This is a genomic window from Burkholderia territorii (assembly GCF_902833055.1).
Lineage (GTDB): Bacteria > Pseudomonadota > Gammaproteobacteria > Burkholderiales > Burkholderiaceae > Burkholderia > Burkholderia territorii.
In genome coordinates, this window is sequence record NZ_CADFEJ010000005.1 from 245,760 (window position 1) to 258,587 (window position 12,828).

A 12,828-nucleotide genomic window follows, 5' to 3' on the forward strand; every position below is an offset into this window, starting at 1 on the left:
TGGGATCGCACGAAGGATGCCGGTTATGGGAGCGGGTTCGAATGCACCGCGCGACGCGCTACGTGCGCCGCCGGTAAGTGCCCGGCGTGCTGCCCGTCCAGTGGCGGAACGCGCGATGGAACGCGCTCGGATCGTCGAAGCCGATATCGGCACCGATCGCCGCGATCGTGTCGAGCGTGTCGGTGAGCCGCTGGATCGCGATGTCGCGCCGCAGTTCGTCCTTGAGCGCCTGGAACGTCGTGCCTTCCGACGCGAGATGACGGCTCAGCGTGCGCACCGAACAATGCAGATGCTCGGCCGCCTGGTCGATCACCGGCAGGTTGGGCAGCGCCTCCGACAGGAATTGCCGCACGCGATGGCATACGAGCTGTTCGCTGAACGATTCGAAGATCCAGTCGCCGGGCGCGCGCGCGAGGAACTTGCGCAGGTTGCGCTTGCTCTGCCGGATCGGGGCGTCGAGGTAGTCGGCGCTGAAGCGCATCAACGTGCGTTCGCAGTCGAACTGCACGGAGCCGGTAAAGAAGTACAGATGCTCGACCGCATGGCGCGGACGCGGGCACGCGAACTCGATCTGCAACAGCGGGATCTTCTGCCCGATCAGCCACGAACACACGCCGTGCACAAGCTTGAGCATCAACTCCTGGCCGAGCGCGCCGATCGGGCCGATAGCCGGGTTCGGCCGCAGCAGCACCTGCGCGACCAAGCCGTCGCGCTTCGATTCGACGAAGAAGTCGTCGAGCAGGATATGGAAGAACTGGCCGAAACGATGCAGCGCCGTTTCGAGGTTGCGCGCATCGAGCAGGCTCAGGCACAGGTATTTCAGCGTGCCGCCGCGCAGCGGGCGCGAGAAGATGCCGGGCATCTCGTCGTCGAGGTCGATCGCGAGCGTGCGGTACAGCGTCGAGAACTGCTCTTCCGTCACGCGCGCATGCGGCTCGCCGAGCAGCTCGAGCGAAATGCCGGCCCCGCGCAGGTAGCGCTCGACCACGTCGCGCTGCGCGCCCGCACTCGCGAGGAAGCCATTGACGAGCGAGATCGGCACCGTCGCGCTCGGCGACGGCAGCGCACGCCCGGGCTGGGCGGAAGGTGAGTCTGAACCGGTCATCGCGTCCCCGTCGGTCGAACCGCTCGCATTGTACTTGAGCGGCCCGGGCCGGGCCTTCGGGGCCTTCGGAGCTTTCGGCGCACCGGCTCGCGCGCCGTCGGGCGCGCGGCGCTTCGGCGCCATCAGTCCGCGCGGCTGAGTTCCCGGCGCAGGATCTTGCCGACCGTCGACTTCGGCAGCCGGTCGACCAGGCGGATCAGCTTCGGCACCTTGTAGGCCGCGAGATTCGCGCGGCAATGCGCGACGATCTCCGCTTCCGTCACGACCGCGTCCGGCGCGAGCACCACGAACAGCTTGACCGCCTCGCCGGTGCGCTCGTCCGGCACGCCGATGCACGCGCATTCGGCCACGCCCGGCAGCGACGTGGCAGCGGCTTCCACCTCGTTCGGATACACGTTGAAGCCCGACACGATGATCATGTCCTTCTTGCGATCGACGATCTTCAGGAAGCCGGCCGCGTCGAACACGCCGATGTCGCCGGTGCGGAAGTAGCAGTCCGCGGTGAATGCGGCGGCATTCGCGTCCGGTTTGCGCCAGTAGCCGCCCATCACCTGCGGGCCCTTCACGCAGATCTCGCCCGCTTCGCCGATCTCGACCTCGCGATCCTGGTCGTCCAGCAGCTTCACGTCGGTCGACGGCAGCGGCACGCCCGTCGTGCCGGTGAACGCATCGACCGACTGCGGGTTGAACGTGACCACCGGCGACGTCTCCGACAGCCCGTACCCTTCGCGGATGAAGTTGCCCGTCACCGCCTGCCAGCGCGCGGAGATCACGTCGATCACCGCCGCGCCGCCGCCCGCCGACAGCTTCAGCCGCGACCAGTCCACTTCCTTCAGCCTCGGATGGCTCGCGAGCCCCGCATACAGCGTATTGACGCCGACGAACACGGATGGCCGCGCGGCCTTCAGCACGTCGATGAAGCCGTCCATGTCGCGCGGGTTCGCGACGAGCCAGTTCTCCGCGCCGATCGCGAAATAGGACAGGAAGTTCACCGTCAGCGCAAAGATGTGATACAGCGGGATCGCTGTGACGACGACCTCCTCGCCCGGCTGACGCGCGGCCGGCACGATCGCCGCGAACTGCTCGATGTTCGCGACGAGGTTGCGGTGCGACAGCGCGGCCCCCTTCGACAGCCCGGTCGTGCCGCCGGTGTACTGCAGCAGCAGCAGGTCGGCGCCGCCGAGCGCGACCGGCTCGAACGCGAGCGATTCGCCGGCGGCGATCGCGTCCGCGAGCGGAATCGAGCCCGGCGGCAGCGCGTCGCACGCGCCGGCCGGCGCATCGACCACGCCGAGATCGCCGCGCCCGACACTCAGCACGGTGCGCATGCGCGTCTTGCCGACCACGTCGGCGAACGTGCCCATCGATCCGCCGCACACCACGGCGACTTCGGCACCGGCGTCGTTGAGCTGATGCTCGAGCTCGTGCGCGGTGTACAACGGATTCACGTTGACCTGGATCGCGCCGATCCGCGCAACAGCGACGAACACGACCGGAAACGCGAGCACGTTGGGCAGCATCACGGCCACGCGGTCGCCCTTGCGCACGCCCACGACCCGCTGCAGATACGCGGCGAGCGCGGCCGACCGGCGGTCGACGTCAGCGTAGGTCAGCGTGCGGCCGAACGCGCGGAACGCGGGGCGATCGGCGAAGCGGCGCATCGCTTCGTCCAGCAGCGCGGTTACGGAAGGATGGCGATCGGCATCGATCTCGGCGGGGATCGAGCCGTACGACCCGATCCAGTGTCTCTTCGTCATGTCCTGCTCCTCGGGGGACGGCGCCGGGCAGCGCCGTTCGCACGGCGGCCCGTGCACCGGATGCGTCTGGGCCGTCGCCTGATCGGCGACTATCGCCTGCCAACGATGCTTTGAAAATGATCCCGGCGGTCGAAAAGATGATCGAAACGGACACGCCGGCGCGCGGCGCGCCGCCATCCACGCGGAACGCCCGCGCGTCGATTGGCCGTTGCCGGGCCATGCAGGCCTGCTCGCATCGGGGTGAACCCTATGGTGCGCCCGCGCGTTCCGGCGCAGAATCGCGAACCCGGAACGGTATCGAATCGGACGCAGAACCAGCCATGCCGCGCAGTGCGCTCTTGACCCCGACGGCCCTCGGCGCGGCCCCGCTGCCGGACGCCCCGCTCGCCCACGCGCTGCGCGAGAAGCGCTTCTCGCCGGCCAAGCTGGCCGTGCTCGTCGGTGTGGCCGGGGAACTCGGCCTCGACCCGGCCGACGTGCTCGACGGCACCGGCCTGTCGCCGGACGCCGTCACCGACCCGTTCACCCTCACGTCGCAACTGCAATTCCTGCACGCCGCGCGCAACGCGATCGGCCGCTACGACGGCACCGATCTCGGCGTGCGCGTCGGCCGCCGGCTGCATGCGTCGAGCTACGGCATGTACGGCTACGCGATGCTGTGTTCGGAATCGCTCGCGCATGCGTTCGATTCGGCCGTCAAGTATCACCAGCTCGCGAACGGAATGCTCGCGATCCGCTGGGTCGAACAGGGCGACACCGCGTCGTGGCTGTTTCCCGATCCGCACGAAACCGCGCTGCCGGAACCGGACCTGCCGCTCTACCGCTTCCTGATCGACATGCAGTTCGCGCTGCACGTGACGATCATCAAGGACGTGATGGGCGCGTGGTGCGTGCCGGCCCGCGCGCAGTTCGCGCAACCGCGACCGCCGCATGCGGCGCTATTGTCCGATGCGCTCGAATGCCCGATCGCGTTCGATCAACCGCACCATGTGTTGAGCTACCCGGCCGCATGGCTCACCCGCGCGCCGCAGCTCGCGAACCCGATCACGGCCGCGCAGGTATCGTCGCACTGCGCGCGGCTGCTCGACGAATTGCGCAGCCAGGCGGGTGTCACGCGGCGCGTCTATCAGGAGCTCACGCGCACGCCCGGACAGTTTCCGGACATCGACGCGATCGCCGACACCCTGTGCATGACGTCGCGCACGCTGCGCCGCAAGCTCGATGCAGAAGGCACGTCGTACAGCGAGTTGCTGACGAGCGTGCGCAAGGCGCTCGCGATCGACTACCTGTCCACCACCACGCTCAGCACCGAGGACATCGCACTCACGCTCGGCTTCAGCGACGCAGTGGGATTCCGTCACGCGTTCAAGCGCTGGACCGGCACGACGCCGAGCGACGTGCGGCGCAAGCGCGGCGGATAAGCGCCGCGCGTCGCCGAGCGGGCCGCGTTGCCGGTTTCAGTGCGCGTCGCCGGCCGCCGGCTGCGCGACCGCCAGCGCGAACTCGAACACCGCACCGCGCCCGTCGCGATCGACGAGCCGGATCGCGCTGCCATTGAGCGCCAGCATCCGGTGCACGATCAGGAGCCCGAGCCCGCCGCGCGTCGCCGCACCGCCGCTCGTCGGCCGCTGCGGCCGCTGGAACAGCCCTTCGCGCCGTGCGGGGGGAATGCCTTCGCCGGTATCCGACACGGTCACCACCACGCGATCGTCCCGTGGTGTCAGCGTCACTTCGACCTCGCCATGCTGCGGCGTGTGCCGCAACGCGTTGTCGAGCAGATTGGTGAGCACGCGCTCGATCATCCCGAGATCGGCCGACACGACCGGCACGCGCGGCGGGATCCGCGCATGCAGCGTGACGCCGCGCGACTGCGCCGCGAGTTCGAACTTCTCGAATACGTCCTGCACGAGATCGACGAGCGAGAACGGCTCGCGCTCGGCCTGCACGCCGCCCGATTCGAGCCGCGCGAGTTCGAACAGCGCCTGCGCAAGCCGGCCAACCTTCGTGCTCTGCGCAAGCGCGATCGACAGGTAGCGGCGGCGCTCGGACTCTGCGAGCGCGTCGGACTTCAGCGACAGCGTCTCCAGATAGCCGTGCAGCGACGTCAGCGGCGTGCGCAGGTCGTGCGAGATGTTCGTGATCAGCTCGCGCCGCTGCTGGTCCTGGCGCGTCAGCGCGCGCCACTGGTCGCCGATCCGGTCGGCCATCTGCGCGAACGCGGACTCGAGCACCGCGATGTCGTCGCCGCGCCGCCCCGGCGGCGAACGCGGCACCGGCGGCTGCGTGTCGGGCTCGGCGTTTGCGTCGAAGCGGCGCATCGCGTCGGTGAGCCGGCGCAGCGGGCGCGTGATGAAACTGAACGCGGTCAGGCCGGCGAGCAGGCCGAGCAGCGCGACCAGCGCCATCGACCACAGCGTCGTGCGCAGCACGTTGCCCGCGTCGACGCGCGCGGCCAGCCGGTCGTGCGCTTCCCCGAGCAGCACCACGTAGATGTAGCCGGACGGCGGCTGTCCCGCACGCTGCAGCGGCGCGGCGCTGAACACCTTGCGTGCGTCGGGGCTGCGGGGATCGTCGCCGAGGATCGGCAGCGGCTCGCCCGCGATGAAGCGCTGCACCGGCGCGAGATCGACGCGGTCGCGCTTCACGTGGCCCGGCGGCGCATCGTCTCCGCGGATACGCCCGGCGTTGTCGAGCAGGTAGACCTCGACGCTCGGGTTCACGCCCATCAGCTGGCCGAACAACGTGCGCACGGCATCCGGGCGCAGCCCGTTCGCGTCCATCAGCGGCGCGCTGCTCGCGATATGCGCGGCGAGATCGCGCGACAGGCCCTGCACGACTTCCTTCTCGCGCATGTCGTTCGCGCGGATCTGCAGCCACGCCGACGCGCCCGAGCATGCGAGCAGCAGGATCGAGAACGCGAGCGACAGCCGCTGGGTGAGGGTCAGCTTCATCACGTGTCCCGCTGATCCGGCGCGGCGAGCTTGTAGCCGCGTCCCCACACGGTGAGGATGCGCACCGGTTCGGCCGGATCGGCCTCGATCTTTGCGCGCAGCCGGTTGATGTGGGTGTTCACGGTGTGTTCGTAACCTTCGTGCTGGTAGCCCCACACGGCGTTGAGCAGGTCCATCCGCGAGAACACCTTGCCCGGATGCCGCGCGAAGAAATACAGCAGGTCGAACTCGCGCGGCGTGAGGTCGATGCGCGCGCCATCGACGGCCGCTTCCCGCGCGATCGGGTCGATCGACAGCCCGGCCACGTCGAGCGTGCCCGCATCGATCCGCGAATCGCGCGCGAGTGCATCGACGCGCCGCAACAGCGCCTTGACCCGCGCGACGAGCTCGAGCACCGAGAACGGCTTCGCGAGGTAGTCGTCGGCACCGAGCTCGAGGCCGAGGATCCGGTGCACCTCGCTCGAGCGCGCGCTCGTGATGATGATCGGCGTGTAGCGCGCCATCGCGCGCGCGCGCCGGCAGATTTCCAGGCCGTCGACGCCGGGCAGCATCAGGTCGAGGATCAGCGCATCCCAGTTGCCCTGTTCGAGCAGGCGCAGCCCTTGCGTGCCGTCCGCGCTGTGGACCACTTCGTAGCGCTCGTCGCGCAGGTGCAGGCTCAGCACGTCGGCGATGTCGGCATCGTCCTCGACGATCAGGATGCGTTTGGGGTGGTCCATGGCGGTCGGCGGCGGCACGTCGGTGGCGGTCTCGGCTGGTTTCGAGGAGTCGTTCCGGTTGCCCCGTCTCGACCGGAAGGCCGGCCTGCCGGGGCGATTCGCGGCAGCAACGCCGCGCTGTCGCCATTGTGCAAAATTTTGCGGCGCAGAGGGATCACAAATCGTTTAAGTTTGGATCCAGGCCGTCGGCCCGGCGATCCCGGCAACCCATGCCGATCCGGCCCCGGCCATTCGCAATGCGCCCGAGCGCGCACGCGCCGCGCGTCTGCGGGGCGGCGTCGTGCGACCGCCGTGCTGGAATTCGCGAATCCGGGCGCGGCTTCAGGATCCTGCGCGTCCGCCTCTCGCCGCGCCCGCAGACGCGTTCCGTGTGACAGCTATGCGGGCGCACGAGCGGCCCGCGCGCAATCGCCGGATCATGAAGGTCGCCAGCCCGGCCGCCTACATCTTCCCCGCCAGATGAAACCGCGACGCCGGATGCCACAGCCGGACCGACGTGGCGACGTGCTCGCCGACCCACGTGCGGCGCTTCAGCACGAGACACGGTTCGCCGATTTCCATCACGAGATGCCGGCGCACCTGCGCATTGGGTTTCTCCGCGTAGATCCGGAATTCCGCGCGCTGGATCGGGGCCAGCCGCACCATGTAATGGTTCGGTGTCTCGATCGTGAAATCCTGCTCCAGATAGGCCGGAAACAACGCCGGATTGACGTAGCGATCCTCGAACTGGATCGGCTCGTCTTCCTCGAAATGCACGATGCGCGAATGAAACACGGGCCCGGAACGCAGCCCGAGCGCGTCGATCGCGTCCGGGTCGACGCTGCGCTCGATCAGCAGCACGCGCGCGCTGTGCCGATGCCCGCGTTCGGCGATCTCGTCCGCGATGTTGCGGATCTCGAGCACCGTCGATTCGTAATGGCGGCGCTCGACGAAGGTGCCGGCGCCCTGGATGCGGGTCAGCACGCGCTCGGCCGTCAGTTCCCGCAGCGCGCGCGACACCGTCATCCGGGCCACGCCGAATTCCTTGACCAGCTCGGCCTCGGTCGGGATCGCGCCGCCCGGCTTCCAGTCGCCCTTCGCGATCCGCTCGACGACGTAGCGCTTGATCTGTTGATAGGCCGGCAGTGCGCGCGCCGGCACGGCATCGCCCGATGCCCTCGCCGGTCGTGCGGAAGAGTGTCGTTCCGTTTCGTTCATGCACCCTCGACCGAATGATTGTTGGATGATCCGCCAGTGCCGCCCGACGCTACCGCAACGACGGCGGTTCGCCGGCGACGATGCCGGTCGCGATCGCGATGTCGTCCGCAAGCGGCCGGTCGTCGTGGTAGGCCGGCACGCGTTCGCGCACATGGCGCCACAGCGCCTCGGTCGACGGCGCGGGCGCCGCGCCGTTCGCCTGCAGATCGTACGCCTGCGCGGCGGCAAGCAGCTCGATCGCGAGCACGCGCGTCGCATTCTCGATGATGTCGAGCGCCTTCAGCGCGGCGGGCGTCGCGTGACACAGATGATCCTCCTGCAGCCCGGACGTAATGCCGCCGTCGAGGCTCGCCGGTGCCGCGAGCCGCTGGTTCTGCGCGACCAGCGCGACCGCCGTGTACTGCGCGATCATGAATCCCGAACACGTGCCGCCCGGTGCCGCGAGAAACGCCGGCAGCCCGCTCACGAGCGGATTGACCAGACGGTCCAGCCGCCGCTCGGCGATGGCCGCCACTTGCGCCATCGCGGCCGCGAGGCTGTCCATCGCCAGCGCGATGCCCGCGCCGACCGCATGCGCCTGCGAATGAACGGCCGGCGCGTCGCGCGTACCGGCGACGATCGGATTGTCGGTCACGGACGCGAGCTCGCGATCGACGACTTCCGCGGTCGCCGCGAACACGTCGCGGGCCGCGCCATGCACGTGCGGAATCGTGCGCAGGCTGAGCGGATCCTGCGTATGCCGGCCGTTCGCCGCCGCAAGCATCGGGCTGTCGGCAAGCATCGTCCGCAAGCGCGCGCCGACGTGCGCGATACCGGGCGAAATCCGCAACGCGAGCGACGCCGGGTCGAACGCCGCGAGTTGTCCGCCGAGATTCTCGAAGCTCGTCGCCGCGATCCAGTCGGCCCAGTCGAGCAGCCGTTGCGCGCGCGCCAGCGCGAGCGCGGCGAGGCCCGTCACGCACGGCGTGCCGTTCACCAGGCTCAGCCCTTCTTTCGCGCCGAGCACGAGCGGTTCGCGGCAGATGCGACGCAGCGCCTCGGCGCCGCCGATGCGTTCGCCGCGGTGGCGTGCATGGCCGTGCCCGATGCAGACGAGCGCGACGTGCGCCATGTGGGTCAGGTAGCCAACCGAGCCGTGCGCCGGCACCTCCGGCAGGCAATCGTGCTCGAGCAGCGCGACGAGTTGATCGACGACGTCGGCGCGCACGCCCGAATGCCCGTGCGCGTAGTTGTTGATCGCGGCCGCGATGATCGCGCGCGTTTCGGCCGCGCCGAGCGGCGCGCCGACACCGACCGCATGGCTCATCAGGATGTTGCGCGACAGCGTGCTCTGCTGCGCCGGCGACACGATCACGTCGCACAACGCGCCCACGCCGGTATTGACGCCGTATGCGCGAATCCCGCGCGCGACGATCTCGTCGACGAGTTCGCGTGCCGCGACGACACGCGCGCGTGCATCGTCGGCCAGTGCCAGCGGCTCGCCTGCCGCCACTGCTGCAACCTGTCGCCAGTCGAGCGGCCGTGCCGCACGGAATACGGTCATGGCAGCCTCAGTTCGCGGTACGGTCATGGTGGCTCGACACGAATTGCCGGAAACGCTCGGAGCACTGGCCGCCGAACAGGTCGTCGGGCGTGCCGTCGGAGTCGACTTCGCCCTGATGCAGGAACATCACGCGATTCGACACGTGCCGCGCGAAGCCCATTTCATGCGTGACGACCAGCATGGTGCGCCCTTCTTCCGCGAGCGAACGCATCACGCGCAGCACCTCGCCGACCAGCTCCGGGTCGAGCGCGGACGTCGGTTCGTCGAACAGCATCACCTTCGGATGCATCGCCAGCGCGCGGGCGATCGCGACGCGCTGCTGCTGGCCGCCCGACAGGTGCGCCGGATAGTAGCCGCGCTTGTCGGCGAGGCCGACGCGCGCCAGCAGCGCCTCGGCCTCCTCGACCGCTTCCGCGCGGCTGCGCTTCTGCACGCGCAGCGGCCCCTCGACGAGGTTGTCGAGCACCGTCATGTGCGACCACAGGTTGAAGTTCTGAAAGACCATGCCGAGCTGCGAGCGAATCCGGTCGACCTGGCGCCGGTCGCTCGGATGCAGCTTGCCGTCGCGCGCGCGCTTCATCGCGAGCGTTTCCCCGGCAAGCGCGACGGAGCCGTCGTCGGGCGTCTCGAGCAGGTTCAGGCAGCGCAGGAACGTGCTCTTGCCTGACCCGCTCGCGCCGAGGATCGAGATGACGTCGCCCTCGTGCGCATCGAGCGAAATGCCCTTCAGCACGTGATGCGCGCCGAACGACTTGTGGATGTTCTTGACCGACAGCGCGACGGGTGCAGCGGTGTTCATCGGATTCTCCTGGAAAGGATGGAGGCGCTCGGGATTCAGGATGCGACGCGCCGGGGATTGCGCGTCGCCGCGACGGGCGCACCGGACGGCTTGGGCGCACGCAGGTGCCCGGAGAGCCGCCATTCGAGCGCGCCGAGCAGGCGCACGACGATGAAGTTCAGCGCCAGATAGATGAGCGCGGCGCAGACGAAGACTTCGGTCGTCCGATAGGTTTGCTGGATGATCTGCTGCGCGACGCCCGTCACTTCCCACACCGTGACGAGGCTCGCCAGCGCGGTCGACTTGACGAGCAGCACGGCCTCGGTCGAGTAAGCGGGCAGGCACTGGCGCAGCGCGATCGGACCGATCACGCGCCGCAGCAGCGCGAAGCCCGACAGCCCGATCGAATAACCGGCCTCGATCTGCCCGACCGGCACGGCCATCAAGCCGCCGCGCAGGATTTCGGCCGTGTAGCCTGCCGTGCACAGCGCGAGCGACAGCACCGCGCACACATATGGCTCGCGCAGCAGCGGCCACATGAAGCTCTCGCGGATCACGCCGAACTGGCCGAGCCCGTAATACACGAGGAACATCTGGATCAGCAGCGGCGAGCCGCGAAACACGAGGATGTAGGCGCGCGCGAAGCGGTTCGGCAGCCAGCGCGGCGACAGGCGCATCGTGACGATCACGAGCGACAGCAGGCCGCCGAGCACGAGCGACGCGAAGAACAGGCCGAGCGTGGTCGGCACGGCGGCGAGCAGCTGGCGCAGCGTATCGAAGAGAAAGGCGAAATCGATGGACATGCACGTTCTCCGTCAGTTGCGCGCAAAATTGCGGCGGAACGACCGGCCGACGATCGCTTCGGCCCGATTGAACACACGGTTCGACACGCCCGTCATCAGCAGATACAACACGCCGCCGGCGACGAAGAACACGAAGTACTGGTGGGTCGAATTGGCGGCGATCTGGCTCGTGCGCAGCAGCTCGGCGAGACCGGTGACCGAGATCAGCGCCGAATCCTTCAGGCTCAGTTGCCACACGTTGCCGATACCGGGCAGCGCGAAGCGCAGCACCTGCGGAATCAGGATGCGGCGCAGCACCATGGCGCGCGGCATGCCGATCGAGCGGGCCGCCTCCAGCTCGCCCTTCGACACGGCGAGCACGGCCGCGCGATACACCTCGGCCTGATAGGCGCTCGAGATCATGCCGACCGCGAGCGCGCCGATCACGAACGGCGGCACGCCGATGAAGCCTTCCGCGCCGAACCACTGGCCGACGGTCGTCACGAGCGTCGAGCCGCCGAAGTAGAACAGATAGATGACGAGCAGTTCGGGCACGCCGCGAAACACCGTCGTGTAGAGGTCGCCGAGCAGGCGGGCGCTGCGGTGACGCGACAGCTTCGCCGCCGCGATCGCCGCGCCGATCACGGCGCCGACCGCGAGCGCGGCAAGCGTCAGCGCGACGGTCATCAGCGCGGCGAGCAGCAGTACACCGCCCCAGCCTTCGGCCCCTAAGCCGAGCATTTCAAGAATCGCCATGCGTGCCTCCCGGCAAGCGTTGAGTGAATCTGGGTGCCGGCCGCCGCGGGTCGCTCGAATCGCTGAATCGCTGAATCGTCGACACGGCGGCGGCGGCGGACTGCGCGCTTACGGCGTCACGTCGGTCTTGAACCACTTGTCGGCAAGCTTCTTCACCGTGCCGTCCGCGAGTGCCGCGCCGATCGCCGTGTCGAACTTCGTCTTCAGATCGGCGTCCTGCTTGCGGAACGCAAGGCCTTCGCCCGGCCCCCAGATCGGCCCGCCGAGCTTCGGCCCCGCGAGCACGATCGACGCGTTTTCCTTCTTCGCGTTGTTCGCCGCGTAGTACGTGACGTCGTCGAACGACGCATCGATGCGCCCGGCGACGAGGTCGAGATCGCGCTCGGGCGAGGTCTTGTACACGCGAATCGACGCGATGTCCTTGAAGCTGTCGTTGATGAATTTCGTATAGACGGTGCCCGACTGGATACCGATCGTCTTGCCCTTGAGCTGCTTGCGCAGCGCGTCGACGGTGGGCTTGTCCGCGTTCGCGTCACCCGTGAGCTTGACCATCGGCGCGCCGGGCGCGGCCTTCGGCAGGATCTTGGTATCGGTGACGGCGAACGTCGCGGGCGTCGCCGCATACGGACGCGAGAACAGCAGGATCTTTTCGCGCTCGGGCGTGATGGAAATCGCATCCATCAGGACATCGAACTTGCCGGCCTGCAGGCCGGGAATCATCCCGTCCCAGTCCTGCGCGACCATGTTGCACTGCACCTTGATCCGCTCGCACACGTTGGCGAGCAGCTCGGGTTCGAAGCCGCCCAGCTTGCCGCCCGGCAGCGTGAGGTTCCACGGTGCGTAGCCGCCTTCGAGCGCCACCGTCACCGTCTTCCATTCCTTTGCCTGCACCGGCGCGGCAAGCGTAGCCGCTGCCGCCGCGATGACGCCGATCGTCCTGATTGCCCACTTGATGCGCTTTCCGTTCACGAGAGTTCTCCTTGCGTTGAAGTGCGTCATCCCTTCGGTGCAGCAAGCCGCCTCAGGAATTTGTCTATACAAGCATGCAAGAAGAAAAACGGCGAGACAAGCGATGATCAAAAAAAACCGCGAAAACGCGGGAAATCCCCTAACTACAGGGCTCTCGTGTGCGTCGTTGCGGGGAATTCAGGCACGCAGTTGGTGCACGTCGGGTAGTCGGATCGCAAGGATGACTAGACAAATCCTAGATTCGATCGTACGGCATAAGCGCGGCGAATGT

The 12,828-nt window shown here is 68.4% G+C and carries 11 protein-coding genes; 1 reads left to right on the forward strand and 10 read right to left on the reverse strand.

The window, feature by feature from the left end; all coding sequences use genetic code 11:
- Positions 1–58 precede the first annotated feature (58 nt).
- A complete protein-coding gene (locus HW466_RS13100) occupies positions 59–1,228 on the reverse strand; it encodes an AraC family transcriptional regulator (RefSeq protein WP_151006572.1) in 1,170 nt (389 codons plus the stop codon).
- The gene (locus HW466_RS13105) at positions 1,228–2,862 is read right to left on the reverse strand and encodes an AMP-binding protein (protein ID WP_059952832.1); all 1,635 of its coding nucleotides are present in this window, start codon (positions 2,860–2,862) and stop codon (positions 1,228–1,230) included. The genes HW466_RS13100 and HW466_RS13105 overlap by 1 nt, the downstream gene beginning before the upstream one ends.
- A gap of 320 nt (positions 2,863–3,182) precedes the next feature.
- On the opposite strand from HW466_RS13105, the gene HW466_RS13110 reads away from it, so the two are divergent.
- Positions 3,183–4,283, forward strand: coding sequence for an AraC family transcriptional regulator (locus HW466_RS13110; protein ID WP_060345929.1), 1,101 nt, complete (start codon positions 3,183–3,185; stop codon positions 4,281–4,283).
- A 36-nt stretch (positions 4,284–4,319) separates the two neighbouring features.
- Here the strand turns inward: HW466_RS13110 and HW466_RS13115 are convergent, their stop codons facing one another.
- The 8 genes from HW466_RS13115 to HW466_RS13150 form a co-directional block, all read right to left on the reverse strand.
- Positions 4,320–5,813, reverse strand: coding sequence for a sensor histidine kinase (locus HW466_RS13115; RefSeq protein WP_151004987.1), 1,494 nt, complete (start codon positions 5,811–5,813; stop codon positions 4,320–4,322).
- Positions 5,813–6,532, reverse strand: a complete 720-nt coding sequence (locus tag HW466_RS13120; protein ID WP_059449274.1) for a response regulator transcription factor — start codon at positions 6,530–6,532, stop codon at positions 5,813–5,815. The genes HW466_RS13115 and HW466_RS13120 overlap by 1 nt, the downstream gene beginning before the upstream one ends.
- A gap of 441 nt (positions 6,533–6,973) precedes the next feature.
- Complete coding sequence (gene hutC / locus HW466_RS13125) at positions 6,974–7,729, reverse strand: histidine utilization repressor (RefSeq protein ID WP_059449275.1); 756 nt, start codon at positions 7,727–7,729, stop codon at positions 6,974–6,976.
- 49 nt (positions 7,730–7,778) lie between these two features.
- A complete protein-coding gene (locus HW466_RS13130) occupies positions 7,779–9,272 on the reverse strand; it encodes an HAL/PAL/TAL family ammonia-lyase (RefSeq protein ID WP_151004989.1) in 1,494 nt (497 codons plus the stop codon).
- 7 nt (positions 9,273–9,279) lie between these two features.
- The gene (locus HW466_RS13135; protein ID WP_059449277.1) at positions 9,280–10,071 is read right to left on the reverse strand and encodes an ABC transporter ATP-binding protein; all 792 of its coding nucleotides are present in this window, start codon (positions 10,069–10,071) and stop codon (positions 9,280–9,282) included.
- A 35-nt stretch (positions 10,072–10,106) separates the two neighbouring features.
- A complete protein-coding gene (locus HW466_RS13140; RefSeq protein WP_151004991.1) occupies positions 10,107–10,853 on the reverse strand; it encodes an ABC transporter permease in 747 nt (248 codons plus the stop codon).
- A gap of 12 nt (positions 10,854–10,865) precedes the next feature.
- Positions 10,866–11,588: an ABC transporter permease gene (locus tag HW466_RS13145; RefSeq protein ID WP_151004993.1), complete on the reverse strand. Its 723-nt coding sequence runs from the start codon at positions 11,586–11,588 to the stop codon at positions 10,866–10,868.
- 108 nt (positions 11,589–11,696) lie between these two features.
- Positions 11,697–12,557 (reverse strand): transporter substrate-binding domain-containing protein, encoded by an 861-nt coding sequence (locus tag HW466_RS13150; RefSeq protein WP_059544830.1) that lies wholly within the window; start codon positions 12,555–12,557, stop codon positions 11,697–11,699.
- Between the last annotated feature and the right edge of the window lie 271 nt (positions 12,558–12,828).

Coding starts and splice junctions, on each gene's coding strand:
- HW466_RS13100 (WP_151006572.1), bottom strand. CDS start 1,228: ATGGCGCCGAAGCGCCGCGCGCCCGACGGCGCGCGAGCCGGTGCGCCG.
- HW466_RS13105 (WP_059952832.1), bottom strand. CDS start 2,862: ATGACGAAGAGACACTGGATCGGGTCGTACGGCTCGATCCCCGCCGAG.
- HW466_RS13110 (WP_060345929.1), top strand. CDS start 3,183: ATGCCGCGCAGTGCGCTCTTGACCCCGACGGCCCTCGGCGCGGCCCCG.
- HW466_RS13115 (WP_151004987.1), bottom strand. CDS start 5,813: ATGAAGCTGACCCTCACCCAGCGGCTGTCGCTCGCGTTCTCGATCCTG.
- HW466_RS13120 (WP_059449274.1), bottom strand. CDS start 6,532: ATGGACCACCCCAAACGCATCCTGATCGTCGAGGACGATGCCGACATC.
- hutC (WP_059449275.1), bottom strand. CDS start 7,729: ATGAACGAAACGGAACGACACTCTTCCGCACGACCGGCGAGGGCATCG.
- HW466_RS13130 (WP_151004989.1), bottom strand. CDS start 9,272: ATGACCGTATTCCGTGCGGCACGGCCGCTCGACTGGCGACAGGTTGCA.
- HW466_RS13135 (WP_059449277.1), bottom strand. CDS start 10,071: ATGAACACCGCTGCACCCGTCGCGCTGTCGGTCAAGAACATCCACAAG.
- HW466_RS13140 (WP_151004991.1), bottom strand. CDS start 10,853: ATGTCCATCGATTTCGCCTTTCTCTTCGATACGCTGCGCCAGCTGCTC.
- HW466_RS13145 (WP_151004993.1), bottom strand. CDS start 11,588: ATGGCGATTCTTGAAATGCTCGGCTTAGGGGCCGAAGGCTGGGGCGGT.